Source organism: Micromonospora sp. NPDC005220, from assembly GCF_040607895.1.
In the GTDB taxonomy this organism is placed as follows: domain Bacteria; phylum Actinomycetota; class Actinomycetes; order Mycobacteriales; family Micromonosporaceae; genus Micromonospora.
On the sequence record NZ_JBEXHP010000010.1, the window covers coordinates 63,240 to 88,588 of the forward strand.

Here is a 25,349-nt window from a genome sequence, read left to right on the forward strand (position 1 = left end):
CTAGGGCATCCGTCCGACACCCCATTGCCTCCGTCCGCCCGGCGCGCTGCCGGCACCGGGCCAGCCGGTCAGGGCAGCCGGCCCTGCTCGACCAGACGGGCAAACCTCTTCAGTGCCTGGGTGAGGCCGAGCTTGGAGCCGGGCCAGAGCACCGGCCACGCCAGTCGACCGGCCCGGCCGCCCGGCAGGTGGAACCACTCGTGCCAGACGACCTGGGTGCGGTCCCGGCCCAACTGGGTGCAGCGCAGCACCCCCGGGCCGCGCAGCAGTCGGCCGTGGTGCACGACGCCGATCTCGTACGGCTCGTCGACCCGGACCACCAGCATCTCGTCGCGCAGCGTCGCCCGGCCGAGCGCGGTCACCGCCTCGATCCGGCTGCCCTCACGCCCGTCGCCCTCGACCACCCGGACGCGGGTGAACGGAATCCAGTCGGACTGACGTTCCCAGGCGAGCAGCGCGGCGAAGACCCGCTCCGCCGGGGCGTCGACGATCACCGTGGCGGTCACCTCACCGGCGCCGGGTCGGGCCGCCTCGCGAAGATCGTCGGCGCCCTCCGGCTCGGTCACGCCGACTCCGACCGAACCACCGCGTCGCGCTGGTCGGTGCTGCCGGCGGTCTGCTCGCGGTCGGCGTCGTCGACGGGCCCGGCGGCAGGCGCCACCCCGTCGGAATCCGCCGGGGAGGAGGTGGCGGCGGGCAACGGGTCGGCGGCCGTCGAGCCGACCGGGGCCGCACCCGCCTCGCCGTTCAGCGGCACGTCGCTGCCCGGCTGCACCGCATCACCGGGCTCGGCTGCCTCGCCCGACTCCGCCGTGTCCGCAGTCGTCACCTTGCTGGCGGACTGCTCGCGGGCCTGGCGCAGCACGTCCGCATCGTCGGTGCGCCCCTCACGCAAGGCGATGACCTCCGACTCCAGTACGCCGATCAGCTCGGACTTGTAACCGATGTCGTAGGCGGCACGGCGCATCGCCTGATCGACCTGGTCCATCCGGTACCCGCGCAACCCGGTGTCGAAACGGACCGCCCCCACGTCGGATTCCCGCAGCGGGCGGGTGCCCGGCAAGGCCACGGCCTGCGAATCCGGCTCGGCCGGCACCAGGCCGGGATCACGGCCGCTGACCAGCACCGTCACGCCGAATATTACCGCCGCGACGGTCAACGCCACGACCAGGAGGAGCAGAAGCTGACCCATGTACTGATCGTGGCATGGCAGCCGGCCCGGAGCGACCCCGCCACCCGCCCCGATCACGATCGGCGCCGACGCCCGGCCGGAATCGCGGGTGGGCGACCGACTAGCGTCGGGACCGGCCGACGCGGCGGCGACGGCGCGAACTTCCAGGAGGCGGGCATGGCCGGGGCGCTTCGGCTGGGTGGGCGTACGTTCGCCCCCGGCGAGCTGGCGGTGATGGCGATCATCAACCGCACGCCGGACTCGTTCTTCGACCGAGGTGCCACCTACGCCGCCGACAGCGCTCTGCGCGCGGTGGAGCGGGCGGTAAACGAGGGCGCGGCCATCATCGACATCGGCGGGGTCAAGGCCGGCCCCGGCGCGGACGTGGGCGTGGCCGAGGAGATCCGGCGCACGGTGGACACCATCGCCGCCGTCCGAGCCGCGTTTCCGGAGGTGGTGATCTCCATCGACACCTGGCGTGCCGAGGTGGCGACGGAGGCCGTGGCGGCCGGCGCCGATCTCCTCAACGACACCTGGTCGGGCGCCGACCCGGCGTTGGTCCGGGTGGCCGCGCAGACCGGCGCCGGCCTGGTCTGTTCGCACGCCGGGGGCCTGACGCCGCGTACCCGGCCGCACCGGGCCGCCTTCAGCGACGTGGTGGCCGACGTGGTCGCGACGGTGACCGGGCTCGCCGAGCGCGCGGTGGCGGCAGGGGTACGCCCCGACGGCATCCTCATCGACCCGGCGCACGACTTCGGCAAGAACACCCGGCACTCGCTGGAGATCACCCGCCGGCTGGACGAGCTGACCGGGACCGGTTGGCCGGTGCTGGTGGCGCTCTCCAACAAGGACTTCATCGGTGAGACGTTGGGCCTGCCGGTGGCCGAACGGCTGGAGGGGACGCTCGCCGCGACGGCGGTCTCGGCCTGGTTGGGCGCCCGGGTCTTCCGGGCCCACCAGGTCGGCCCGACCCGCCGGGTCCTGGACCTGGTGGCCTCGATCCGAGGCGACCGCCCGCCCACGGCGACCCGCCGGGGCCTCGCCTGACTGGTTGTCGCCGTCACCGACCGCGAACGGCCGGACGGACCGGCACGATCGCCGGAGGCCGCGGCGCTCAGGTCCAGCGGAGGATGTTCCTGCGCCAGGCGTAGAGGATGCCGAGCGCGAGCACCGCCACGAACACCGCCATCTCCACCACCGTCACCAGACCGAAGCCGGGCCGGTCGAACACCACCGCCCAGGGGAAGAGGAACACCGCCTCGACCGCGAACAGCACGTACAGGTAGGCGTACACGTAGTAGCGAATCTGCATCTGCGCCCAGTCGGCACCGACCGGGTCGAGCCCGCACTCATAGCTGGCCCGCTTGCCCAGCGGATCGGCCGGACGTGCCGGGCGTAACACCCGGTTGGCCGAGAACGCCGTAACGAAGAAGAGAGCGCTGGCGAGCAGCAGGAGACCGAGCGTCGCGTACGAGCCCAGATATCCGGTCACAGTCGGCAGCCTACCGTCCGCTCGGACGGGCCGTCCCAGACACGTTACGGATTTGTTTCCGGTTGGGACTAGTGCACCAGGGCAACTGTTACCGAATACTGGACACCCACCCATGTCACCGGAGGACAGATGGCCCGCGTGAAGGCATCGCCCGGTAAGCGGGCGGAGGTACGACGTTCCACCCCCCTGCTGGCGACCGCGCTCGCGGTCGGCCTGCTCGCGTCGCTCGCCGTGGGACCGGCCTGGGCCAGCGCGGCCGCACCGGACACGGACCCGGTCACCACCTCGGCCGACCCGGTCAACGAGCCGGGCGGCGAAGGGCCGCCGACCACACCGGAGGTGGAGCCCACCCCGACCGAGGTCCCGGGCGGCGAACCGGGGCCGACCGATCCGGCACCGGAGACCACCGCGCCACCACCGGAGACGACGCCACCGGCGCCGGTGACCACCGTCCCGGAGGTCCCGCCGGCACCGACCACCGTCGCGCCCGCGCCGGGCGGCACCACCCGACCGCCCACCCCGGCTCCCCCGGTGCCACCGACGGCGCCCCCGGCCCCGCCGACACCCCCGATTCCGCCGGTCCACCCGCCCGCGCCGGGTTCGGCACCACCGCCGCAGAGCCCGCTGGGCGTGCAGGTCACCACCGGCGACGTCACCCTCCCCGAGGCGTACTGGAACAAGGCGAGCACGGCCGCCACCCTTCAGGTCACCGTGCACAACACCGGTACCACGGCGCAACAGATCCGCCTCTCGTACACGCTGCCCGCCGGGCTGACCGACGCCGGTACGAAGGGCTGCGCCGCCGTCGGTGGCGGCGCGTACCGCTGCGGGGCCTGGAGCGCCGAAGCGGGTGTCCGGTTCAGCACCGTGCTGCGCCTGCGGGTCACTGGCACCGCCTGGAAGCAGATGCCGCTCAGCGGCTCCGTCCAGGTCATCGCGGACGCGCCGGGAGTGCCCGGGGAAGCGACCGACGACCAGGGCTTCGCGGTGCTCTTCCCACCCGGCCCGCCGGTGCCCGGCATCACGCTCGCCGCCGACGAGGTGGCCTTCGACATCAGCGGCAGCCCCAGCACCCTCACGCTGCGACTGGGCAACACCGGCACGGTGGACGCCGCCGGCCAGGTCGAGGTCGTCCTGCCGGCCGGGGTGACCGTGCCGGCCCCACCGCTCGGCTGCGTGGCGGTCGACCCGACGCGTACCCGCTGCGACGCCGGCCTGGTGCTGGCCGGCACGACCGCCGAGGTGCAGCTGCCGGTGGAGGCGACACCGCAGGCCCAGCGGGAAGCGCCGTTGTCCGGTGCCGTGATCGGTCAGCTCGATCCCCGCAGCGGCCCGACCCGTCGGGTGCAGATGAGCTTCCGGATCACCTCGGCGGCCGCCCTGGCCACGCCGGTGGTCTCCCCGCCGGCGCCGACCGGCTCGCAGGGCGTACTCCCGGCCGGTGCCGCGACCGGAGACGGCGGGTTGACGTCGGTGCAGCGCACCGCGGTCATCCTGATCGCGGTCTCCACGCTGCTGGTGGTGCTGGCTCTCACGCTGGCCACCACCTCGCTGCGCCGCCGGCTCGGCGGCCCGCCGCCCGAGCCGGCAGCCAACCCCACCGAATGATCGACAGATGGCCCCGCGGCACCCCGCCGCCGGGGCCGTCGGCGCGGCCCGGCGGTGATCTGAATTACGGCGGCCGGGGCGAAATACTGCAAAGACGGGCTTTTCTCGCCCCTGTCTGGTCCCAGTCGGCGGACCTCCGGGCATGGTTAGGGCTCCCTTAGACGTAGGCTCTCGGTGAGGAACGACAGCGGCCGGACCAGCCTGGGGCGGTGCGGTGAAGCGTGGCGTCAAGGAGGTTCCGTGGCCGGGCAAGCCCCGCAGTCGCGAACGAAGGTGGCACAGTGACCAAGCAGATCCGTCAACTCGACCGGGTGGTCATCCGGTTCGCCGGTGACTCCGGCGACGGCATGCAGCTGACCGGTGACCGGTTCACCTCGGAGACGGCGCAGCTCGGCAACGACATCTCCACGCTGCCAAACTTCCCCGCCGAGATCCGGGCTCCCGCCGGGACGCTGCCGGGTGTGTCGAGCTTCCAGGTGCACTTCGCCGACTACGACATCCTCACGCCGGGTGACGCGCCCAACGTGCTGGTGGCGATGAACCCGGCGGCCCTCAAGGCCAACCTGGCCGATTTGCCGCGCGGCGCGGACATCATCGTCAACACCGACGAGTTCACCAAGCGCAACCTGGCCAAGGTCGGTTACCAGACCAGCCCACTGGACGACGACTCGCTGGCCGGCTACGTCGTGCACCCGGTGGCACTGACCTCGATGACGGTCGGCGCGCTCGCCGCCCACCAGGTGTCCAAGAAGGACGCCGAGCGGTCGAAGAACATGTTCGCCCTCGGCCTGCTCTCCTGGATGTACTCCCGGCCCTACGAGTCGACGCTGCGCTTCCTGGAGCGCAAGTTCGCGGCCCGTCCGGAGCTGGTCGCCGCGAACGTCGCCGCCTTCAAGGCCGGCTGGAACTTCGGCGAGACCACCGAGGACTTCGCGGTCCGGTACGAGGTCAAGCCGGCGAAGATGAAGCCGGGCACGTACCGCAACATCACCGGCAACGCGGCCCTCTCGCTGGGGCTGGTCGCCGCCGGGGTCCGCTCCGGGCTGCCGGTGTTCCTCGGCGCGTACCCGATCACGCCGGCGTCGGACATCCTGCACGAGCTGAGCAAGCACAAGCGCTTCGGCGTGCTGACCATGCAGGCCGAGGACGAGATCGCCGCGGTCGGCGCGGCACTGGGCGCCTCCTACGGTGGCTCGCTCGGCGTGACCACCACCAGCGGCCCCGGCGTGGCGCTCAAGAGCGAGACGATCTCGCTCGCGGTGGCGCTGGAGCTGCCGCTGGTGATCGTGGACGTGCAGCGGGCCGGCCCGTCGACCGGCATGCCGACCAAGACCGAGCAGGCCGACCTCAACATGGCGCTGTACGGCCGGCACGGCGAGGCGCCGGTCGCGGTGATCGCGCCCCGCTCGCCGTCGGACTGCTTCTTCGCGGCGCTGGAGGCGGCCCGGATCGCGCTGACCTACCGCACTCCGGTGATCCTGCTCTCCGACAACTACGTCGCCAACGGTTCGGAACCGTGGCTGCTGCCCGACGTGGAGTCGCTGCCCGACCTGCGGGTCGAGTTCGCCACCAAGCCCAACGGCGAGGACGGCACCACCTTCCTGCCCTACCTGCGTGACCCGCAGACCCTGGCCCGGCCGTGGGCGATCCCGGGCACGGCGGGCCTGGAGCACCGGATCGGCGGTCTGGAGAAGGCCGACAAGACCGGGGACATCTCCTACGACCCGGCCAACCACGACTTCATGGTGCGCACCCGGGCCGCCCGGATCGAGACCATCCCGGTTCCGGACATCGAGGTGGAGGACCCGGACGGCGACGCCCGGGTGCTGGTCCTCGGCTGGGGCTCGACGTACGGGCCGATCGGCGCGGCGTGCCGGGGCGTACGCCAGCGCGGCCTCTCCATCGCCCAGGCGCACCTGCGGCACCTGGCGCCGATGCCGGCCAACCTCGGTGAGGTGCTGCGCTCGTACGACAAGGTGGTCATCCCGGAGATGAACCTGGGCCAGCTCGCCCACGTCATCCGGGCCCGCTACCTGGTCGACGCGATCAGCTACAACCAGGTCCGCGGCCTCCCGTTCACGGCCGCCGAGCTGGAGACGACGCTGGAAGAGGTGCTGAAGAATGTTTGAGCCCGTCGCCGTCAAGCTCACCGCCAAGGACTTCAAGTCCGACCAGGAGGTGCGCTGGTGCCCCGGCTGCGGTGACTACGCGATCCTGGCGGCCATCCAGCAGTTCATGCCGGAGCTGAACATTCCCCGGGAGCGCACCGTCTTCGTTTCCGGGATCGGTTGCTCGTCCCGCTTCCCGTACTACATGAACACGTACGGGATGCACTCGATCCACGGTCGGGCCCCGGCGATCGCCACCGGCCTGTCGGTGTCCCGGCCGGACCTGTCGGTCTGGGTGGTAACCGGCGACGGCGACGCGCTCTCGATCGGTGGCAACCACCTGATCCACGCGCTGCGACGCAACGTCAACCTCAAGATCCTGCTGTTCAACAACCGGATCTACGGTCTGACCAAGGGCCAGTATTCGCCCACGTCCGAGGTTGGCAAGATCACCAAGTCGACCCCGGCCGGCTCGGCGGACGCCCCGTTCAACCCGCTCTCGCTCGCTCTCGGCGCGGAGGCCAGCTTCGTCGGCCGGACCATCGACTCCGACCGTAAGCACCTCCAGTCGGTGCTGCGGGCCGCCGCTGAGCACGAGGGCTCGGCCTTCGTGGAGATCTACCAGAACTGCAACATCTTCAACGACGGGGCGTTCGACCAGCTCAAGGACCCGTCCACCCGGGACGACTACCTGATCCGCCTGGAGCACGGGCAGCCGATCACCTTCGGTGCCGACGGGCGGTTCTGCGTGGTGCACCCGCCGGGCGGCTTCGGCCTGGAAGTCCGCGACACCGGCTCGGTCCGCCCGGAGGAGATCGTCGTGCACGACGCGACGGTGACCGACCCGGCGTACGCCTTCGCGCTGTCCCGGCTGCCCGGCCTTGACCTGCGCAACACTCCGATCGGGGTGTTCCGCTCGGTGGACCGCCCGTCCTACGACAGCGTGGTGCAGGCTCAGCTCGCGGCCGCCAAGGCGACTGTCACCGAGACCCCCGAGCAGCAGCTCGCCGGCCTGCTGGGCAGCGGCGACACCTGGACGATCATCTGACGCCTGGAAAATGGGACAGGGCCCGCAACCGTTCGGTTGCGGGCCCTTCCCGTTACTGCTGCGGGACAGCCTGATCAGAAGACCAGGTTGAATGCTCCCCAGCCGGTGCCGATGACCGCGCCGCTCGAGTCGATCCACTGGCCGTAGCCGTTGGTCGTGTAGAGCCGCATCCGGCCACTGCCGTCGACGCCGAGCATGTCCATCATGTTGTCGCCGCTCCAGTCGCCCGGAACCATGATGTTCTTGAAGCCCTGCCAACCGCTGCCGATCTTGGTGCCCAGCGGGTTGGTCCAGCCACCCTTGCTGTCGGACTGGTACATCTTCAGGTCACCGGTCGAGGTGCGACCGATCAGCACCTCCTTCCCGTCGCCCTTCCAGGCCCCGGGGGTGAGGAACAGGTTGAAGCCGTTCCAGCCGGTGCCGATCTTGGTGCCCAGCGGGTTCTCCCAGCCGCCCGCACCATTGCTGGTGTAGCGGATCAGATCGCCGTTGGACTTGCGCACCAGCAGGCTCGGCCGGTTGTTGCCCAGCCAGTTGTTCGTCACCATCAGCGCGGTGAAGCCCTGCCACCCGGTGCCGATCTTCTTGGCACCGCCGGCGAAGTTGCCCTTGCCATCGGTGTTGTAGAGGAACAGCTCACCGTTGGGCTTCATCGCCATGATGGACGGCTTCTTGTCGCCGTTCCAGTTGTAGACGCGGAAGACCCGGCTGAAGACGTTCCAGCCCGTGCCGATCTGCTGATCCCAGTAGAAGCCGCCGTACCCGTCGTTGGCGAAACCACTGCCGTAGAACAACCGCAGGTTGCCGGCGCTGTCGCGGGTAAGCAGGTCGGTGTGACCGTCGCCGCTCCAGTCCGCGTTGACCAGCGCCGGACGGGTCAGGTCCGCCTTGATCGAGTTGTTGTAGTAGCTCAACCGCTCGTAGTAGCCGGGCGAGGAACCACACGGCTGGAAGCCCCAGTCGGTGATGCCGACCTGGACCCCGTTGACCAGCAGCGGACCGCCCGAGTCGCCCCCGCAGGTGTCGCTGCTCGGGGTGGCCTCGGTGCCCGCACCGGCGCAGATCATCCGGTCGGCGAGGTAGAGCTCGCCGATGGTGCAGTCCGCATCGGACCGCATCGGAACGGTCGCCTTACGCAGCCGACTGTCCGGGTTCTGCTCGTCGGACGAGGTGACGCCGTAGCCCGCGATCTGGGCCTGCGTGCCAGCCGCGTACGGAGTCTGGTCACCCTGGGCGGTCAACGACACCGGCTTGTACACGCTGGGCAGGTTCTGCTTCAGCGTGAGGACCGAGACGTCGTCGACGATCGGCGCGGAGGGGTCCTCGTACTGCTGGGCGATGTTCCAGCCCGGGTGGGTCCAGGTCGAACCAACCTCGGCGACGTACCCGCTGCCACCGACAAGCTGGCCGTTGCTGTCGACCAGCCGGTCGTTGCCGGCGATGACCCGAGTGGTGCCGGCCCCCTCGGCGGTGCAGTGCGCGGCCGTCAGCACCTTGTTGGGGGCGATGATCGTGCCGGTGCACCAGTACCAGTAGAAGTCCGGGCCGTCCTGGAAGGTGGTGACGATGCCCACGATGTACGGAAACTCGGAGGCGCTCGCCAGGGTCCCCTGGAAGACCTTGGGAGAGGCACCCGTACCGGACTGGAAGGTCCGGCCCTGGGCGCCCGGCTTGGGAAGCGTGAGCTTCCCCTTGTGCAGGTTCGGCAGCTTGCTCAACCGGTCCGGTCGCGAGCTGCTCGCCACGTCGTAGACGCCGCCGCCGGCGGGGGCGGCGTGAGCACTAGTCGTGGGTGCCACGGCCGCCATGCCCGTGAGGGCGAGGCCCGCCACGACACCGGCGTACCACCGGCGTCGGACTCCTGCGGATGTTGCCACTTCAGCCACTGATTGCTTCCCGTCGTTCGATTAACGAGGCACTCGGAACTGCCCGGGATGACCTGCGTGGGACGCGACGGGGTGAATGACAAACCACACCAGGGCGAGTCCGCCCGAAACTGAAGATTTTCCCCGTCGTGCCTGCGCCAACGACGCTGCACCGGCAAGCCCCGGCAGCGACACCCATTGACAGCTCTAAGCCGAGACACAGTAGCAAGGGTTCGATCGGGAGGCTGCCCGGCGGCGAGAGTTTTCCATGAACTGCTACAAGATCGCGACGGACGACGGGGTCAGCGCAGCCGCGACTCATCCGGAAGGGTTGCGGCCGCCAGCCGCCTGGTGTCCAGAACTGGATGTCCCGCCCCGGAGGATGGCCGTCCGGTGTGGATCGGCCACCCTCCGCGGAACGAGGGGCGAATGGTCAGCGGGCGGCGCCGGCCGGCAGCCAAAGGTTGTCGATCTCCTTCTCGGCCGCCGCGAGGCTCGCCTCGTGCAGCGGGATCAGGTCGGCCATCGCCGGCACCGCCGGCGCCAGGGTCAGCTCGGCGCTGATGAAGCGCGGCTGCAGGCCGGTCATCGAAATGCCGTGCGGGAGCCACCGCTCGGCGTGGTCCCAGCCGTGGCGTGGGGTGCCCTCGCCGTAGCCACCGCCCCGGGTGGCCACCACCACGAACTCGCGGCCGCTGAGCAGGCCCTCCTGCGTCGTCGGGTCGTACGTCAGGCCGGGCACGATCAGGTGGTCGACCCAGGCCTTGACGCTGCTGGGCGCGCCGTAGTTGTAGAGCGGCAGGCCGAGCAGCACCACGTCGGCCTGCTTCACCTCGTCGACCAGCCGCTGGCTGAGCTCCCAGGATTCGCGCTGGGCCGGCGTGTGCTGGTCCGGCGGAGTCATCCGCGCCAGCCCACCGTCCGTGTCCAGGTGCGGCAGCGGTTCGGCACCCAGGTCCCGGTAGGTCACGGTGCCGTCCGGGTGGGCCGCACGCCATGCCTCGACCGCGCGGGCGGTGAGCCGCCGGCTGACCGACCAGTCACCACGGATGCTGGAGTCGATATGTAGTAGGTGCATCATTCCCCCTTAAGGAATAGTCTGTGAAGCACCAACTATTTATAGCAGCCCGATGTTCCGCTGAATCGGTAGACTGGGTCACATGTCCGCGCCGCCGCTCGACTCCTCTGAGCACCGCTCGGGAGCACTCCTGGACCATCTGGCCCGGCGGATGCGACTGCGGTCGGAGTCGGTGCTGGCCCCACTGGGGCTACGCCCCCGACATCTGGTCGCGCTCACCGTGCTGCGCGCCGGCGGCGGCACCGGTCAACAGGCGCTCGCCACCATCCTGGAAATGGACAGCACCAACATCGTCGGGCTGCTCAACGACCTGGAGGCGAAGCAGCTGATCGAGCGGCGGCGCTCACCCGAGGACCGCCGTCGGCATGTCGTCGAACTCACCGAATACGGGGCAAAACGCCTCAACGAGGCCGAATGCGCCCTCGCCAGTGCGGAGGACGAGGTGCTGGCCGCACTGGATTCCGCCGAACGGGAGACGCTCTACGAGCTGCTCAGCCGCGCCTCCACCGCCACGGCGATCAACTGCACCGAGGCGATCTGCGACACCGACGACACCTGCTGACGCCGCGTCACCCCAGCGGCGAAGCCGTCCCACCGACACCAACAGCGGCGCGAGGGTCAGGCAGTGGTGGCCGACTGGGGGCGGTCGTCGCGTACGTGCACCAGCATGTCGCCCGTCTCGATCACCGCGCCGGCCCGGTCGGCCAGGGTGACCACCTTGCCCCGTCGGACCAGGGCGATCACCAACGACTCCAGCTCTCGCGGCGAGCGACCCACCTCGTCCCGCTCCGCGGAACGCATCGCCAGCGCCATGCCCTGGCCGGGAGTGAGCAGATCCTCCACCACGTCGATCAGCGGCGGCGCCGAGGTGGACAGGCCGAGCAGCCGGCCCGCCGTGGCCGAGGAGACGATCACATGGTGCGCGCCGCTCTGCTTGAGCAGCGGGGCGTTCTCCGCCTCCCGGGCCGCCGCGATGATCCGGACCTGTCCGGCGGTGAGCTGCCGTACCGTCAGTGCGACCAGCACCGACGCGTCGTCGCTGTCGGTCGCGATGATCACGGCCTTGGCGTTCTTGACGTGCGCCTCGTTCAGCACCGACGAGCGGGTCGCCGAGCCCTCGATCGCCACCAGCCCGGCGGAGGTGGCCTGCCGCAGGGCGGCGGCGCTGCGCTCCACCACCACGATCCGCGAGCGGTCCAGACCGTTCTCCATCAGGGCGGAGACCGCGCTGCGCCCCTTGGTGCCGTAGCCGCAGATGATGACGTGGTCCTTCACGGCTCTCCTCCACCGCGACAGGCGACGGCCGGTCCGGTACTGCTCGGTCAGAACTTCCAGGGTGGTGCCGACCAGGATGATAAGGAAGATCACTCGGGCCGGGGTGATGAAGAGGACGTTTACCAGCCGGGCCGACGGCGCGGCCGGTGTGATGTCCCCGTAGCCGGTGGTCGAGAGCGACACGACCGCGTAGTAGAAGCAGTCGAGCAGGGTGAGGCCGTCCCCGTTGACATCGCGGTAGCCGTCCCGGCCCAGGTAGACCGCGGCGACCACGGCGAAGACGAGACCCAGGGCGGCGGCGAGCCGAAGGCTCAGCGCGCTCAGCGGCCCCCGGCGCTGCGCGGGAAAATGGATCACGGTCGAACCTGCTCCCCCACCGTCGCCTGCACGCCCACAACATAGCGGGTACACCGCCGACCGCACGTCCGGGTTGCATCGAGGACAACCAGCAGCGGTCTCGCACCCGACTACGGACGACAAGCCCCGAGCATGATCTGCCACGAGAGGCCAATCGGCGAGGGTCTGACAACTTGATGCCGCCCGGGTGGACGGCGTCGTACGGTGAGGCAATGGCAGCTCACGGCGACTACGTCGTCGGCGGCCCGGACCCGGTCTGGTGGCGGCGAATCTTTGGCGAAGTTTTCGGCACCTTCTTTCTGGTGCTCGTCTCGGCCGGCCCCGGTGTGGTCAATCAGCGGATCGGCGACGAGGTGATCAGCCGGACCGCCGCAGTTGTCGCGCCCGGCCTGATGCTGTCCTCGATCATCCTGTTCATGGGCGCGTGTTCCGGCGCCCACCTGAACCCTTCCGTCACCCTTGCCTTCGCGTTGCGCCGGGACTTCCCCTGGCCCCGCGTACCCAGCTACCTGGCCGCCCAGTTCACCGGGGCGGTGACGGCAGGAGCACTGCTCGCCGGTCTCCTCGGCGGGCACGACACTGCAGGTCTCACTTTGCCCGGACCGGGCATCGGCACCCCGCTCGCCCTGGTCTGGGAACTGATCCTCACCGTCGGGCTGCTCAGCACCGTCCTGGGAACCGCCTCCGCCGCCCAGAACGTCGGGCCGATGGCGGCCGTCGCCATCGGCGGATACCTGGCTCTCGCCGGGCTCTGGGCGTCACCCCTGACCGGAGCGTCAATGAACATCGCCCGCTCACTCGGCCCGGCCCTGGTCTACGGCCAACCAAAAGCCTGGTGGGCGTACCTCTTCGGACCACTGCTCGCGGTGCCAGTGGCGGTCGGTGCAGCCAAAATGCTACGTGGCCCCGGAGGCGGCCGGATCAGCCGCAACACTGCCCAAGGCACTGACCACTGACGCGCCCTCCATCAACCCGTCGCGTGCGAGAAAGGTCTGCGCTTTCAGTGCTCGGCCTGCTTCTGCCGGCCCCGGCGCCGCCACACCCGTACCGCCACGCCGACGCCGATCAGGGCCAGCAGGACCCACTCGCCAATCCCCAGTTCCCGCTCCAGATAGTGGTAGGAGGCCGCGCTCAGGTAGCCGAGCAGCGTCACGGCCGCCGCCCATACCAGCCCGCCGGCCAGGTTCGCTCGTAGGAACAACGGCCAGCGCATCCCACCAGCGCCGGCGGCCAAGGGCACCACGGCCCGCAGCACAACTATCCAACGGGCGGTGACCACCGCCCACGCCCCGCGCCGGGCGGTCAGGCGGCGGGCCCGCCCGAGGTCGACGTGCCGGCGCAGGAAGCGCGGGGCGCGGGCGAGCACGCCCGGTCCGTACCGTCGGCCCAGGGCGAAACCGACCTGGTCGCCGAGGCACGCCCCGATGGTCGCGGCGGCGACCACGGCCCATAGCGGCAGTGCACCGCTGTGGGCCACCAGTCCGCCGATCAGGATCGCCGTCTCGCCCGGCACGACTAGACCGAGCAGGGTCGAGGACTCCAGGGCCGGCAGGACGAGCACCAGGGTCAGGATGAGGAGCGGTGGCAGCCCGGTGAGCATTGCCACCACCCTGTCCATCCGCTGATTGTCTCCCTAAACATGTTGATTAGTGGTCAAGGAAGCCATTCGGCGGGCTGGTGATCCGCAGGGTTCGGGTCGACAGCAGGAACCGAGCCGGATGAGGGGCTGCCGAGGACCGGTGGGAGCACGGACGCATCGCCCGTCGCCGACGCTGCTGGTCAGCCTGGCCGTCTCCTGCGGTTTGCTGACAGCGGTGAGCGTGGCACACCCACCTGCACAGATGACGGCCCCGGCCCGCGCCGTCGAGCGGCGCGGGCCCGGACGGGTCGGTCGAGACGGCCGGAGACGGGCATGATGAGGGTGTTCCCGACGACGACCGCGAAAGTGAGACCCGCATGTCGTTACTGCGACGAGTGATCGGCGGGGTGCTGCGGCGCCACCGCCAGCGTCAGGGCCGCACGCTGCGCGAGGTGGCCGAGTCGGCCGACGTCTCGGTGCCCTACCTGTCCGAGGTGGAACGGGGGCGCAAGGAGGCCTCCTCGGAGGTGCTCGCGGCGATCTGCCGGGCCCTCGGCATCAGCCTCGCCGACCTGCTCGGGGAAGCCCGCGACGACATGCGCCGGGTCGAGCCACGCCTCCCGGCCGCGCCGCGCGCCGCGCTGACCCACCTGGAGCGGGTCGACGCGACTCGGCGCGAGATCGGCAACGCCACCCTGCTGGTGGGTCCACGTGTCAGCGGGTTTGTCCTGCACCGCGGGCCGGTGGCGAGCGAGCCGACCCTGAGCGTCGACGGAAAAGCCTCCGCTGGTGGCTCACGCCCCGGTCCGCGTACCGCAGCCCTGGCTGACAGCGCACAGACCCTGCTGGGCCTGCGGCGGTTGACCGCCGCGTAGGCCGCGCCGATTCTGCCGGCGGCGGATCTGCCGCCGGCAGAATCACTGGGCCAGCCGCCGCCGTCGCCCGCACGCTGGAGGGGCCGGTCCACCGGGCGGTCCCCGCCGCCCGCCGGCACGGTGGAGGGCGGCGGCACATGATGAGGTACGGCGTACAGATGCTGGACGGTGGGCAACCATCCTTCGGTGATCATGTGTTCGAGCGGCTGCTGCGGGAGCGGATCGTCTTCCTCGGCACCGAGGTGACCGAAGAGTCGGCCAACCAGATCTGCGCCCAGATCCTGCTGCTGGCCGCCGAGGACGCCGATCGGGACATCTACCTCTACATCAACTCGCCGGGCGGTTCGGTGAGCGCGGGGATGGCGGTCTACGACACGATGCGTTACGTCCGCAACGACGTGGCGACGCTCGCGCTCGGGTTCGCCGGCTCGATGGGGCAGTTCCTGCTCTGTGCGGGTGCGGCCGGCAAGCGGTACGCGCTGCCGCACTCACGGATCATGATGCACCAGCCGTCCGGCGGAATGGGCGGGACGGCCGCCGACATCACCATCCAGGCGGAGAACATGCTGCACGTGAAGCGGACGATGCAGGAGCTGATCGCCCAGCACAGTGGTCGGACGCTCGACGAGATCCAGCGCGACTGGGACCGGGACCGTTGGTTCACCGCGGAGCAGGCCCGGGAGTACGGCCTCATCGACCAGGTGGTCACCCGGGCCGAACAGCTGCCGACGTGACGCCCGGCCGCTACGTTGCCAGACCCGCGCGGTAGGCGTAGACCACGGCCTGCACCCGGTCGCGCAGGTCGAGCTTGGTGAGGATGCGCGAGACGTACGTCTTGACGGTCTCCTGGCTGATCACCAACGTCGCGGCGATCTCGCTGTTGGACAGGCCGTTGGCGAGGAGGCGCAACACCTCCAGCTCACGCGGGGTCAGCCCGACGTCCTGGGGCGTGCCCTCGGCGGGACGGATCCGCGCGGCGTACCTGCCCACGAGTTGCCGGGTCACCTCGGGCGCCAGCAGCGCCGCGCCGCTCGCGACGGTGCGGATACCGTGCAGCAGTTGGGCCGGAGGGGCGTCCTTGAGCAGGAACCCGCTTGCCCCCGCGCGCAGCGCCTCGTACACGTACTCGTCGAGGTTGAACGTCGTCACCACCAGCACCTTGACGGGCCGGGCCACTCCGGCGCCGGCCAGCAGGCGGGTCGCCTTGATGCCGTCGAGCACCGGCATCCGTACGTCCATCACGACCACGTCGGGGTGCACCCGGCCGGCGAGGTCGACGGCGGCACGCCCGTCGCCACACTCGCCCACCACCTCAAGATCGGGCTGCGCGTCGATGATCGTCGCGAAGCCGGTGCGGATCAGCGCCTGGTCGTCGCAGACCAGCACCCGAATCGCTGTCGTCACGACGGGCTCCCGGTGGGGATGCGGGCCGACACGTCGAATCCGCCGTCCGCGCGCCGTTCCGCGCTGAACTCACCACCCAGCACGCCGACGCGCTCGCGAAGCCCCGCGAGGCCGCGCCCACTCCCGCCGGGGCCCCCGGAGTACGAGCCCGAGCCTTCGGTGCTGACCTGCACAGTGGTCTCCCTCTCGCCGTGGTGCACGTGAACAATGGTGCGGACGCCGTGGGCGTACTTGAGGGCATTCGTCAACGCCTCCTGCACCACCCGGTAGGCCACCACCTCGGCACCGCCGGTCGTGCCCGCCGGGCTGCCCTCCTCGGCGAACTCCACCGGCTGCCCGGCCTGCCGGGTCTGCTCGACGAGGGCGCGGAGTTCGCCGACGGACGGCGTACGCGGATCGGCGCCGTGATCGGGGTTGAGCAGATCGAGCAGCTGACGCAGGTCCGTGATGGCCCGCCGGCCGGTGTCGGTGATGGCGGTCAGGGTCGTGTCGAGGCGTTCCGGGGCGGCGGTCAAATAGCGGGCCGCCTCGGCCTGCACGACCATCGCCGTCACATGGTGGGTGACGATGTCGTGGAGTTCGCTGGCGATGCGGGTGCGTTCGGCGGCGCGGGCGGTCAGTGCGGCATGGCGACGGCGTTCGGCTTCGGCGGACCGGGCCTGCCGCAACCAGGATCCGATGCCCCAGGCAAGGACCAGCAACAGGTAGAAGATGGAGAACCCGGCCACGCCCTCGGTCGACCCCTGCCGGTCGAGAGCCACGGCCAGTGCCACGTACGCGGCGGAGCCCAGGACCATTGTGGTACGCCGCCGACGATCCAGGTGCACTCCCGCGCTCACCAGCGCGATGGCCAGCGCGGAACCCGAGACCGTGTGATAGGCGCGCAACTGGTCGATCACGAAGCCGAGCGACACCAGGGCGAGGCAGAGGGCAGGCCAGCGTCGGCGCACAGCCAGCGGGAGGCACTCCAGGGCGACCACCGCGACGGTCACCGCGTCGAAGGGGCGCGCCGGCAGATCACCGAGCTGCGTACCCTGGTCGCGCAGCGCCGGCGCCACCGACGCGAGGGCGAACAGCAGCGCCAACGGGAGATCCCGGACCGTGACGGGCCACCGCCGCCACGAGCCCGGGATCGTCCGAAGGTCGACCATCAGGAAACCGTAGCCGTCGCCGGCTGAACACCGACCGCACGTCGGCGACGCGGGACGATGTGACCGCGGCGGTGAGCCAACCACAGGAACACCAGGGTCAGCACCACACCCGCCGCCACCGTGTACAGGCTTCCCTCCGGGCCGAAGTCGCCGCCGGTTACCAGCGTCGGGCCGGACATCGCGGTGTCCAGCAGACCCTCGGACCGACCGTTGCCGGAGACCACCACGCTGAAGATGCCGCCGGCGGCGAAGTTCCAGCCGAAGTGCAGGCCGATCGGCACCCACAGGTTGCGGGTGGCGGCGTAGCAGGCGGCGAGCATGAACCCGGCCTCCACCGCGACGCAGATCGCACCCCACGCGCTGGCATCGGAGTTGGACAGGTGCATCAGGCCGAACACCACGCCGGTGAGCAGCAGTGCGATCCAGGTACCCATCCGCTCCTCGACAATGCGGAACAACACACCCCGGAACAGCAACTCCTCGGTCACGGCGACGGCGGCCATGAACCCGAACAACGCCAACGCGCCAGTGACCGAGCCCAGGCCGCGAACGTCGTAGTCCGCGACGAAGGCGATGTTCACGATCACCGCGGCGAACATCCCGAACCCGATCAGCGCCCCCCGGCCGATCCGAGCACCGGCACCGGCTCGCGCCAGCTCCGCGACCTCCCGGCGCTCCGTACGGCGTACCACCCACCCGTACACGAGGACCGCGACCACGGCCGTCAACCCACCGATGACCAGCGTGAGCCAGACGTTCCCCTGCACCGCGACGATGGCCTGACCACCGACGAAGGCAACCGCCGCAACGGCCACGAGCTGTTTCAACAAGCGCATGATGACTCCCTCGACGAGAACCGCGGCTGAGGCGCAGCGGCCACGTCAAACGCTATGGAGCCGTCGGTCAGGAATCGTCACCGTGCGGTGGACACTTGCGGGTAGCTCGCACGGGGGACAAGGGCCCGTTTGCGCCGTTTCACGTATGCCAGACGGCGTTTCGGCTGCGTATCGAGGTGCCCCCGGGTAGAGACAAACCTGCATCGGCCAACCGTGATCCACGAGGGCTGACCTGCTCTTTCATCTAGTATGACCTGCTCATTCGCCGCTCTAGCGTGTTGCAGGTTGGTCCCTCCGGCACACGGTTAGCCAGAGATCATCGACCCTTCTTGGCGCTCGGTCCGAAGAGGATTGCTACTCGAGTAACCAGAAGGACCATCGAGGCCTGTGACGGGTGCGCCCGCTCCTTACTCGCCAACAGCCGTCCGCGGCAAGGGAGGGGCCGATGCTGAGCTGCCCGGACCTGAGAGGTTTCGTCACTGAGGTCGGTCGACACATCACAGCGTTGGATGCCGCCCGGCTGGGTACACGGCCACTGCGCTCTGGCCAGGACCTGCCGGTGCCATGCAGAAACGTCAGGCACGTCACTCGGTTTCAACCCATTGGTCGATGAAGCCCGTTGAGGCCAGGCCCCAGTCGTCGAGGAGGTTCGGGGAGTCGGCTCTTGCCAGGTTGAGGGCATCGGTGAGGGTACGACCGGTTGAGATGTGGGTGATTATGGAGGCGACAAGGTGTGATGTGGGTGCTTGGGGCAACAGCCAGATTCCGCCGACGCAGTGCGTGCAGCCCCTCATGAGGAGGCTTACGGGCAGGTTGATCGGCAGTGCCACGGGAGGTGCCTTCGCTGAGCCACAACACGCGACCAGGGCGCTTCTGGCTCGCATGCGGCGGGCGACATCGTGGGCGGTCAGGCCGCCGCCTATGCCGATTTGCAACGACAGGCCGTCGCCGGTGCCGTGAGCCAGCACAATGAGCAGGTCGCACTCCTGGTCTAGCGCGGCCGGGCTACAGTCGACGTCTAGGAGGCCTTGGTGTTGCGCCGAGGACAGCGCAACCCGGACGAGACCCGCGTCTTGGACCGTCATGTCGATGAGGGCCACGACCGATCGGACTCGCGCAGGAGACTGCTTGGGTAGTGTGGAGTAGAGGGTCATGGACGGCGCAATGGTGGTGGGTCTGGACCGAAGGAGGGACGTTGCCTGCCAGGGGACGCTCCACAGCGGTCCGTCCGGTATCACGACTAGGCCCCTGGCCGGCTGAGCTAGCAGCATGTCTACAGCCTTGCGGTGCAGGAACGCGTTCACGATATCGTCGAGTTCGGTCTGGGAGAGGTGGGAGACCGGCCCGGTGCGGGGATTCAACCGGTCCAGGACGGCGGCGCGCTCCGGAGCGAGGGAGTGCGACCTGATTAGGACGCCGTCTGGTGGAGAAATGAACATCGTGATCCACCGCTCGGCGGTTGAGCGCCCTCCGCCGACCCTGCGGGTCAACAAGCAGAAGTTGCCGCCCAGGCCGTCCACGCACGCGCGCAGGTCCGGCCACAGCGAGAAATGCCTTGCCTTTTCAGCGAGATCGGCCTCGGCAACGTGGGGCAGCCCCTCGGACATCGGCAGGTCGACCTCAGAGAGGCCCGCGTCGGCGAGCGCCTCCAGCAACTCGGCGAGTACGCTGCCCCTGGCCTCGTTCTCGTCGCTCATTAAAATGAGGATCAGCAGCTCCAGCGCGCTGCGCGCGGCGGGCGGTATATTCCCGAACCGCTGCCGGGCGCGCACCTGCCGGATGACTTCGATGAGCCCCCTCCTAAGGTTCCCGACATCGACCACCGGCCTCGACATCGCGAGGAATGCGCGCCGGAGACCCTCCAGAAAGTCCCGGTCCCGAGAGCTCTGATCGAGCAGGTAGGCGGTTGCTTCGGTCATCAGGCGCCCCGCCTCGGGCCGATCACCGCGCATGGCGGCGTCGCGGGCACGGTCCCAGAGCCGGTCGTCTCGGCTTTCAGAGCGCACCACCACGTTGTGGACGTCTACCTTTGCCGCGATGTCGGCCGGCCATTCCCTGCTTGCCGCGCGTAGCCGCGCGACGTCGTCCGCGTCGTTGGTGATCCGGGCGAGAAGCATGAGCGCCGTTGCCTCGTCGAGCGGCGCAAGCGGCGGCGACGCGAGCGCGTCGCGGCAGGCCGACGCCGCCAGGTCGTGGTGCTCCGACGACCACAGTGCCTGCGCCGCGAGCACCAGGTCGTACGCCGGGTTGTCCGAGCATCCTCGACGTACGAGGAGAACCAGGGTCACCGCCGCCAGCATGGTCAGGCCCTCGTGCTCGTAGGACCCCGCGACCACTCTGGTCACCTCGGCAACCTCACGCAGTACGTCGTCATCAAGCTCGTCATCGGGGCGATATCCGGCCCACACCCCGACGGTAGCGATGGCCATGATCTCCGTTGGTGCGCCGATCTGCACCAGGTGCCGCGAGAGACGGCGAGCCGCGTCGGCGTCCGCGAGCCTGGCCGTGCCAAGGCATCGGCGCACCAGGAGCGTGCACACCGCCGTCATAGTCGCAGTGATCTCGCCGATCTGCGAGTTCTGGTATTCGCGGGTCATTCGAAGCAGGAGTCGAAGGTGAAGGACGTCGAGACGGCGACGTGGTCGCGGTTGAAGCGCACGACCAGCTCCGCGGTGAACACATGACCGATTTCTGGTTCCGCGAACCCAAGCGTGAGCGTAAACCTGTCCACGTCGTCCGGCTTGACGTGATGAGCGACATCGACCTCGTTGTAGTCGCCATCCACCCGCAGATCGTAGTGGGCGGTCACCGGGTACGAGGCTAGGAACCGAGTCCGCTCAGTGATCCTGACCGCGACGCGGGTGATGTTGACTGCACGCTCTCCGGCGTTGCGCACCCTGACGTCGAGCACGACTCGGTCAGACCGCCGGTCGACCAGCACATCGTCGATCACCAGTTGACTGTCCACCGCCTGAGCGGTGGCCGAGGCCATTCGCGCGGCGTGCTTCCCGTCCGTCCGCGCCTCCGCAAGGGAGACGGTCGTCTCCGCACGCTTCGCTTCCTCTTTGGCGTTGTCGAATGCTCGACGCAACTCGACAAGCCGGTACCTACCGTAAGTGATCTTGTCGATCGTCTCGTAGATCTCGATTCCGTGTGGGCTCCACGAACCGTCTATCCGGCTTGGATTCAACCTCGTCAACGTGGCTGGAAGCAACCCGTTCTTCTTCGCGATGTTGCCCAGCGTGTCGTCCAGCTCATCAATTGCAAGCCTCGCCTGGATGCCTGCTTCCCTCAGGTTCGCGAGGGCTTCGTCCTTACGAGCAACAGCGGCATTGTGTGCCGCTCGTGCGGCTGCCAAATCGTCCACTCCGGCCGGATCGCCTTTCTATGCTTTTCTGGAAAGAAGCGAAAACCTACGGAAACACGGAAACGCGCGGAAACGCTGGGAGGTTCTCCATGGTTGCCGTTCGCGACACGGAGTCACGGACCCAGGTAGCGATGGAGAAGCCGCGATGGACCTGTCCGCCGAATTCATGAGCCTGCGGCCTCATCGGAGTCCTTCCGAACTGACTGTTTCCCCGACGACCGCAGTTTACCCGGCTCGCCACAACCAGGCGGCGCGTCGAACCACGCCCGGGTTCATGGTCCTCACGTTCGTCGAGTCCGAGTACGAGGCGATGTACTGCCCCGACACGGTCGACTCGTAGAGGCCACGATGCGCCGGCCGAGAATCAAGTACCCGCACCGTCCCGTCCGCTACGGCCCGAGCCTTATCCGGATCGGCGGACTCGTACCAGGTATCAGGCGTGACCTGATCGATCCCGACGGGTGGGCGTGGGAGTTGCTCAACCTCCTGGACGGTTCGCGGACCACCGACGAGGTGGCGGAAGAACTGACGCGGTTGTTCCCCCACCGGTCTCAGCGCTTGGTGCGTGCCGCCATCGAGGACCTGATGATCGCGGGGCATGTCGAGGATGCCGACGAACCGGCGAGTCGTCTGGCCCCGGCGGCCCGGCGGCGTTACGGCCGGAGCCGGGCCTTGTCTCAGTGGATGGATCTGACACCACGCCGTACAGGATGGGAGACACAGGTCCTGCTGGGTGGGGCGAAGGTGGCTCTCGTGGGTATCGGCGGAGCCGGGTGCGTCGTCGCGTTGAACCTCGTACTATCCGGCGTCGGGCGGCTTCACTGCGTCGACCGCGACGTTATTGAGCGGTCCAACCTTAACCGACAGATCCTGTACGCCGACGCGGACGTCGGAACGCTCAAGATCGACGTGGCGGTACCCAGGTTGCGCACGTACAACTCTTCTGTCGAGGTCACGGGCGAGTGCCGTGACGTTGACGGTCCGGAGGCCCTGCGTGACCTTGCTGCGGGCTTCGATGTCGTGGTGCTCGCGGCAGACCGGCCTCGGGACATCCGCTCCTGGACGAATCGCGCGTGCCTTGACACCGGCACGCCATGGGTCCACGCTGGCTACCACGGTCCGTTGGTCACCGTCGGGTTGTATCGCCCGAGCGCGGGACCGTGCTCCGATTGCTTACCGGCCGCGAGGCAGGCGCGTCAGGAGGAGCTACCTGAACGGACCGAATGGATACCCGGCATCGCTTCCGCCTACGAGCAGGCGGCTAACGCGACCAGCGCCGGGTTCGCCGGGAACTTCGCGGCGCACGCCGCGATTAGTTTGATCACTGGCGTCCCCGCGCTGCAAACTAACCGGGAGTTCGCGTTCAACCTCGTCGATCTGACAAGCGTGCCGGTCATCGCACTCGACACGCCATATCCGCGTTGTCCGTCGTGCCGGTCACGGAGGTGACCGGTCAACGCAGGCCAACGCACTACAACTGGCTACGGCGGAGCCCACACGCGCGCAGCCGCAGGTCGTTGGCACGCGGGTCGTCGGTGTCAGCAAGTATTGCCGCTGCCTCATGCAAGTACATCGCAGCCCGCTCCGGAGCATCCAGGCATATGAGGGCTTCCGCTGTAGTTTCGAGCGCGGAGGCCAGGTAGCGCTCGACGCCCGCGGCCGACCGGAAGATCTCGACGGCTCGCTCGCCGAGCCTCGCCGCGGCCGCGTGGTCACCGAGCTTCTGCCATGCGGTGGCAAGGCCATGCATAGCGTATGCCTCGCCCACGACATCCCCGGAATGGCGTCGGAGCCGCAGCTCGCGTTCGGCATGCCGGACGGCGTCCTTGAGAAGGCCCAGTTGTATGCAGAGCTGGCTGAGGTTCGACTCGACGACCGCTTCGACATAGCCGGTGCGTGTGCCCCGGACCAACGGCAGCGCCTGCTGGTAACAGACTAGTGCTTCCTCGTAACGTCGTTGGAGTTTGTAGTTACGCCCCAGGCCGCACAATGCTTCGCCGCGCAGCACAGAGTCCTCTTCCGCGGTCGCCAGCGCTAGACTCCGCTCGAGATCGGCCTTTGAATCTTCCCAGTGTCCGAGCATCTGATAGGTATCCGCCCGACGACGATAGAAGATCGCCTCCGACATACGGTCGCCGATGGCCTTCGCAGCGGTCAGACCGTAGGAATCAGCCTCCAGACGCGCCTGCCACAATGCGGGCGGCTTCAATGCGAGGAACCTCATCGCCGCCGCGAGCACGACCGTCGTCTGGTGCCGGCCGTGGTCCGAAGTGTGGCTCAGCACCTCGAGCAGAGTGGAGTACTCCCTGGTCAACCACGCCCACGCGCTGGCGCGGTCCGTGCACGGCGATGGCACAGGGACTGGCTTCAAAGTGACGTCGACAGCCGGATGTGCGGGAAAGACCAGCCGGTCCGCGGTCGTTGCGGTGTACGCATACCAGTCGAGCACTGCTACGAGGGCCTCATGACGCTTGTATGCGGGGTCCTCCGTGGCTGCACGCTCCGCAGCGTAAACGTGCAGTAGCGCGTGCATGCGATACCGCCCCCGGTAGACCGTCTCCACCAAATGAAGATCGACCAGCGACTCGAGCCTGCGGTAGGCCGTTGTCTTGTCGACCCCGGTGAGCGCGGCGGCGGCGTACTCGCTGAATTCCAGAGCTGGATGCAGTCCGAGGCGGCGAAACAACCGTGCTTGTGCAGCATCGAGCTGCTTGTACGACCAGTCGAAGAGCGTGCGCACCGCGATGCGCTCGTCGCCGGTGCAGCCCAACATTTCCAGCAATTGGCCGGCTTGGCCGAGGTCGGCCACGTGATCGCTTATCGGCACGCGCCGCCGGGTGGCAATACGAGCCGTCGCCACACGCAACGCCAAGGGTAAGCGCGCACACAACCGAACGAGCTCGGCAACAGCAGAGGGTTCGGCAGCCGCGCGGTCCGTTCCCACGGATACACGAACCAACTCCTCGGCCTCGTGCTGAGTGAACAAACCGATGCCGATCCGATGGGCACCTTCGACGACGGACAGGCTGGTCAACACACCACGGCTGGTGACCACGGCCAGACAACCGGTGGACGTGGGCAACAATGGCCTGACCTGATCCACGTCCGCGGCGTTGTCCAACACAACCAGGACGCGTCGCCCTGCGAGCAAAGACCGGTAGGCTCTGACCAGGGCATCCAGCCCGCGTGGCTCGCGGTGCTCCGGCAATCCGAGAGCCTGTACGAACGCGCTGAGCGCCAAGGACGGCTCCACTGGGGCGCCTGGACCGTGGCCGCCCAGGTCGGCGAACAGCGTGCCGTCGGGAAAACGGTCCTGAACCTGGTGACCCCACCACACGACCAGACTCGTTTTGCCCACACCCGCAGTTCCGTCCACCGTGATGATCGTCGCCGAAACGGCGGAGTGCTCGGTCACGGAACGCAACACAGCGTCCAGTTCGGCACGTTCATCGGCACGTCCCACGAATGTGCGCGGCGCCGGTGGAAGCTGTCGGGGCACCACCGGCGCCTCGGCAACAGACCGGCGTGGGATCGCCGCCTCGCGCGTGTCCGCCGCCGGGATCGGTTGCAGGTAGCCGTCGCCCTGACTGTTCTGCGGCGGCGCAGGCCGGCGCACGCGACGAGCTTCCCGAAAGCGGCGCAGACCTTGGTCAATCTCGGAGGCTACGCCGCCGAGCGCGATCAGTAGGCGCCGCGCCTGTTCCTCGTCGGCTGGCCAGCGGCGTCCCCGAAGAATGTCATTCACCCGTGTGGCAGACGTCAGGCCCATGGCGGTGGCCAGTTCTCGGCGGCTGGGGAAGCCGTTGCGGCGATGCAGATCCTCGCAGAAGGACAGCCACGCGCGATGGGCGCCACCCTGCGGCCATCCGGAGGTATCGATCGGTTGGCCTCGGTTTTCGCCCATGCGGCTACGACGACCTCCGTGAGGAGCGTGCTCTGTTCGTGTCCCTAGTGTGCGCTGTGCGGCGACGTATGGCCACCTCAGCGGGCCATGGCCGAAGAGCGCACACCAGCGCACGCTGCGTGGTACGCACCACGGCTCATGCTGACATCTACAACGCGAGAAAGGACACTCATGCAGGAGTGGGTCTCGATCATCACCGGCGCTCTCGGCACCACCGCCGCCGCCATTTCG

General features: G+C 69.0%; 22 protein-coding genes. 9 read left to right on the plus strand and 13 right to left on the minus strand.

What is annotated here, in order from left to right; all coding sequences use genetic code 11:
* Positions 1–68: 68 nt before the first annotated feature.
* Positions 69–566 carry an SRPBCC family protein gene (locus ABZU52_RS07130; protein ID WP_354970167.1) on the minus strand — a complete coding sequence of 166 codons (498 nt, stop codon included), beginning with the start codon at positions 564–566 and terminating at the stop codon, positions 69–71.
* A complete protein-coding gene (locus ABZU52_RS07135; protein WP_354970168.1) occupies positions 563–1,192 on the minus strand; it encodes a DivIVA domain-containing protein in 630 nt (209 codons plus the stop codon). The genes ABZU52_RS07130 and ABZU52_RS07135 overlap by 4 nt, the downstream gene beginning before the upstream one ends.
* A gap of 156 nt (positions 1,193–1,348) precedes the next feature.
* On the opposite strand from ABZU52_RS07135, the gene folP reads away from it, so the two are divergent.
* A complete protein-coding gene (gene folP / locus ABZU52_RS07140; protein ID WP_354970169.1) occupies positions 1,349–2,218 on the plus strand; it encodes a dihydropteroate synthase in 870 nt (289 codons plus the stop codon).
* Positions 2,219–2,285: 67 nt separating this feature from the next.
* Here the strand turns inward: folP and ndhC are convergent, their stop codons facing one another.
* Positions 2,286–2,663 carry an NADH-quinone oxidoreductase subunit A gene (gene ndhC, locus ABZU52_RS07145; protein ID WP_354970170.1) on the minus strand — a complete coding sequence of 126 codons (378 nt, stop codon included), beginning with the start codon at positions 2,661–2,663 and terminating at the stop codon, positions 2,286–2,288.
* Positions 2,664–2,792: 129 nt separating this feature from the next.
* Here ndhC and ABZU52_RS07150 point away from each other — a divergent pair, with 129 nt between their 5' ends.
* The 3 genes from ABZU52_RS07150 (at position 2,793) to ABZU52_RS07160 (ending at position 7,427) form a co-directional block, all read left to right on the plus strand.
* Positions 2,793–4,271 (plus strand): hypothetical protein, encoded by a 1,479-nt coding sequence (locus tag ABZU52_RS07150; RefSeq protein WP_354970171.1) that lies wholly within the window; start codon positions 2,793–2,795, stop codon positions 4,269–4,271.
* 281 nt (positions 4,272–4,552) lie between these two features.
* The gene (locus ABZU52_RS07155; protein WP_354970172.1) at positions 4,553–6,400 is read left to right on the plus strand and encodes a 2-oxoacid:acceptor oxidoreductase subunit alpha; all 1,848 of its coding nucleotides are present in this window, start codon (positions 4,553–4,555) and stop codon (positions 6,398–6,400) included.
* The gene (locus ABZU52_RS07160) at positions 6,393–7,427 is read left to right on the plus strand and encodes a 2-oxoacid:ferredoxin oxidoreductase subunit beta (RefSeq protein WP_354970173.1); all 1,035 of its coding nucleotides are present in this window, start codon (positions 6,393–6,395) and stop codon (positions 7,425–7,427) included. The genes ABZU52_RS07155 and ABZU52_RS07160 overlap by 8 nt, the downstream gene beginning before the upstream one ends.
* 74 nt (positions 7,428–7,501) lie before the next feature.
* Here ABZU52_RS07160 and ABZU52_RS07165 read toward each other — a convergent pair whose 3' ends face one another.
* Entirely contained in the window at positions 7,502–9,226 is a 1,725-nt protein-coding gene (locus tag ABZU52_RS07165) for a trypsin-like serine protease (RefSeq protein ID WP_354970174.1), read from the minus strand.
* A 499-nt stretch (positions 9,227–9,725) separates the two neighbouring features.
* Complete coding sequence (locus ABZU52_RS07170; protein ID WP_354970175.1) at positions 9,726–10,370, minus strand: NAD(P)H-dependent oxidoreductase; 645 nt, start codon at positions 10,368–10,370, stop codon at positions 9,726–9,728.
* A gap of 82 nt (positions 10,371–10,452) precedes the next feature.
* Between ABZU52_RS07170 and ABZU52_RS07175 the strand changes: the two genes are divergently transcribed.
* Positions 10,453–10,932, plus strand: coding sequence for a MarR family winged helix-turn-helix transcriptional regulator (locus ABZU52_RS07175; protein WP_354970176.1), 480 nt, complete (start codon positions 10,453–10,455; stop codon positions 10,930–10,932).
* Positions 10,933–10,988: 56 nt separating this feature from the next.
* On the opposite strand, the gene ABZU52_RS07180 is transcribed toward ABZU52_RS07175, so the two are convergent.
* Positions 10,989–12,002 (minus strand): potassium channel family protein, encoded by a 1,014-nt coding sequence (locus ABZU52_RS07180; RefSeq protein WP_354970177.1) that lies wholly within the window; start codon positions 12,000–12,002, stop codon positions 10,989–10,991.
* Between the two features lie 212 nt (positions 12,003–12,214).
* Here ABZU52_RS07180 and ABZU52_RS07185 point away from each other — a divergent pair, with 212 nt between their 5' ends.
* Entirely contained in the window at positions 12,215–12,958 is a 744-nt protein-coding gene (locus tag ABZU52_RS07185; RefSeq protein ID WP_354970178.1) for an aquaporin, read from the plus strand.
* Positions 12,959–13,002: 44 nt separating this feature from the next.
* Here the strand turns inward: ABZU52_RS07185 and ABZU52_RS07190 are convergent, their stop codons facing one another.
* Positions 13,003–13,620, minus strand: a complete 618-nt coding sequence (locus tag ABZU52_RS07190; protein ID WP_354970179.1) for a DedA family protein — start codon at positions 13,618–13,620, stop codon at positions 13,003–13,005.
* Between the two features lie 338 nt (positions 13,621–13,958).
* Here ABZU52_RS07190 and ABZU52_RS07195 point away from each other — a divergent pair, with 338 nt between their 5' ends.
* Positions 13,959–14,456, plus strand: a complete 498-nt coding sequence (locus tag ABZU52_RS07195) for a helix-turn-helix transcriptional regulator (protein WP_354970180.1) — start codon at positions 13,959–13,961, stop codon at positions 14,454–14,456.
* Between the two features lie 137 nt (positions 14,457–14,593).
* The gene (locus tag ABZU52_RS07200) at positions 14,594–15,190 is read left to right on the plus strand and encodes an ATP-dependent Clp protease proteolytic subunit (RefSeq protein WP_354970181.1); all 597 of its coding nucleotides are present in this window, start codon (positions 14,594–14,596) and stop codon (positions 15,188–15,190) included.
* A 10-nt stretch (positions 15,191–15,200) separates the two neighbouring features.
* Here ABZU52_RS07200 and ABZU52_RS07205 read toward each other — a convergent pair whose 3' ends face one another.
* The 5 genes from ABZU52_RS07205 to ABZU52_RS07225 all read right to left on the minus strand — a co-directional run bounded on the left by ABZU52_RS07205 (position 15,201) and on the right by ABZU52_RS07225 (position 21,214).
* A complete protein-coding gene (locus ABZU52_RS07205; protein WP_354970182.1) occupies positions 15,201–15,860 on the minus strand; it encodes a response regulator transcription factor in 660 nt (219 codons plus the stop codon).
* A complete protein-coding gene (locus ABZU52_RS07210; protein ID WP_354970183.1) occupies positions 15,857–17,011 on the minus strand; it encodes a histidine kinase in 1,155 nt (384 codons plus the stop codon). Before ABZU52_RS07210 ends, ABZU52_RS07205 begins: the two co-directional genes overlap by 4 nt.
* Positions 17,011–17,847, minus strand: coding sequence for a CPBP family intramembrane glutamic endopeptidase (locus tag ABZU52_RS07215; protein WP_354970184.1), 837 nt, complete (start codon positions 17,845–17,847; stop codon positions 17,011–17,013). Before ABZU52_RS07215 ends, ABZU52_RS07210 begins: the two co-directional genes overlap by 1 nt.
* 584 nt (positions 17,848–18,431) lie before the next feature.
* Positions 18,432–20,444 (minus strand): CHAT domain-containing protein, encoded by a 2,013-nt coding sequence (locus ABZU52_RS07220; protein ID WP_354970185.1) that lies wholly within the window; start codon positions 20,442–20,444, stop codon positions 18,432–18,434.
* Complete coding sequence (locus tag ABZU52_RS07225) at positions 20,441–21,214, minus strand: hypothetical protein (protein ID WP_354970186.1); 774 nt, start codon at positions 21,212–21,214, stop codon at positions 20,441–20,443. Before ABZU52_RS07225 ends, ABZU52_RS07220 begins: the two co-directional genes overlap by 4 nt.
* A 348-nt stretch (positions 21,215–21,562) precedes the next feature.
* On the opposite strand from ABZU52_RS07225, the gene ABZU52_RS07230 reads away from it, so the two are divergent.
* Complete coding sequence (locus ABZU52_RS07230) at positions 21,563–22,663, plus strand: ThiF family adenylyltransferase (protein WP_354970187.1); 1,101 nt, start codon at positions 21,563–21,565, stop codon at positions 22,661–22,663.
* A gap of 22 nt (positions 22,664–22,685) precedes the next feature.
* On the opposite strand, the gene ABZU52_RS07235 is transcribed toward ABZU52_RS07230, so the two are convergent.
* Entirely contained in the window at positions 22,686–25,118 is a 2,433-nt protein-coding gene (locus ABZU52_RS07235; RefSeq protein ID WP_354970188.1) for a tetratricopeptide repeat protein, read from the minus strand.
* Positions 25,119–25,349 lie beyond the last annotated feature (231 nt).

Excerpts from the sequence above, each read along its gene's own strand:
- ABZU52_RS07135 (WP_354970168.1), bottom strand. The coding sequence starts at position 1,192 with ATGGGTCAGCTTCTGCTCCTCCTGGTCGTGGCGTTGACCGTCGCGGCG.
- folP (WP_354970169.1), top strand. The coding sequence starts at position 1,349 with ATGGCCGGGGCGCTTCGGCTGGGTGGGCGTACGTTCGCCCCCGGCGAG.
- ABZU52_RS07150 (WP_354970171.1), top strand. The coding sequence starts at position 2,793 with ATGGCCCGCGTGAAGGCATCGCCCGGTAAGCGGGCGGAGGTACGACGT.
- ABZU52_RS07160 (WP_354970173.1), top strand. The coding sequence starts at position 6,393 with ATGTTTGAGCCCGTCGCCGTCAAGCTCACCGCCAAGGACTTCAAGTCC.
- ABZU52_RS07170 (WP_354970175.1), bottom strand. The coding sequence starts at position 10,370 with ATGCACCTACTACATATCGACTCCAGCATCCGTGGTGACTGGTCGGTC.
- ABZU52_RS07175 (WP_354970176.1), top strand. The coding sequence starts at position 10,453 with ATGTCCGCGCCGCCGCTCGACTCCTCTGAGCACCGCTCGGGAGCACTC.
- ABZU52_RS07185 (WP_354970178.1), top strand. The coding sequence starts at position 12,215 with ATGGCAGCTCACGGCGACTACGTCGTCGGCGGCCCGGACCCGGTCTGG.
- ABZU52_RS07190 (WP_354970179.1), bottom strand. The coding sequence starts at position 13,620 with ATGGACAGGGTGGTGGCAATGCTCACCGGGCTGCCACCGCTCCTCATC.
- ABZU52_RS07195 (WP_354970180.1), top strand. The coding sequence starts at position 13,959 with ATGTCGTTACTGCGACGAGTGATCGGCGGGGTGCTGCGGCGCCACCGC.
- ABZU52_RS07200 (WP_354970181.1), top strand. The coding sequence starts at position 14,594 with ATGATGAGGTACGGCGTACAGATGCTGGACGGTGGGCAACCATCCTTC.
- ABZU52_RS07210 (WP_354970183.1), bottom strand. The coding sequence starts at position 17,011 with ATGGTCGACCTTCGGACGATCCCGGGCTCGTGGCGGCGGTGGCCCGTC.
- ABZU52_RS07215 (WP_354970184.1), bottom strand. The coding sequence starts at position 17,847 with ATGCGCTTGTTGAAACAGCTCGTGGCCGTTGCGGCGGTTGCCTTCGTC.
- ABZU52_RS07220 (WP_354970185.1), bottom strand. The coding sequence starts at position 20,444 with ATGACCCGCGAATACCAGAACTCGCAGATCGGCGAGATCACTGCGACT.
- ABZU52_RS07230 (WP_354970187.1), top strand. The coding sequence starts at position 21,563 with ATGCGCCGGCCGAGAATCAAGTACCCGCACCGTCCCGTCCGCTACGGC.
- ABZU52_RS07235 (WP_354970188.1), bottom strand. The coding sequence starts at position 25,118 with ATGGGCGAAAACCGAGGCCAACCGATCGATACCTCCGGATGGCCGCAG.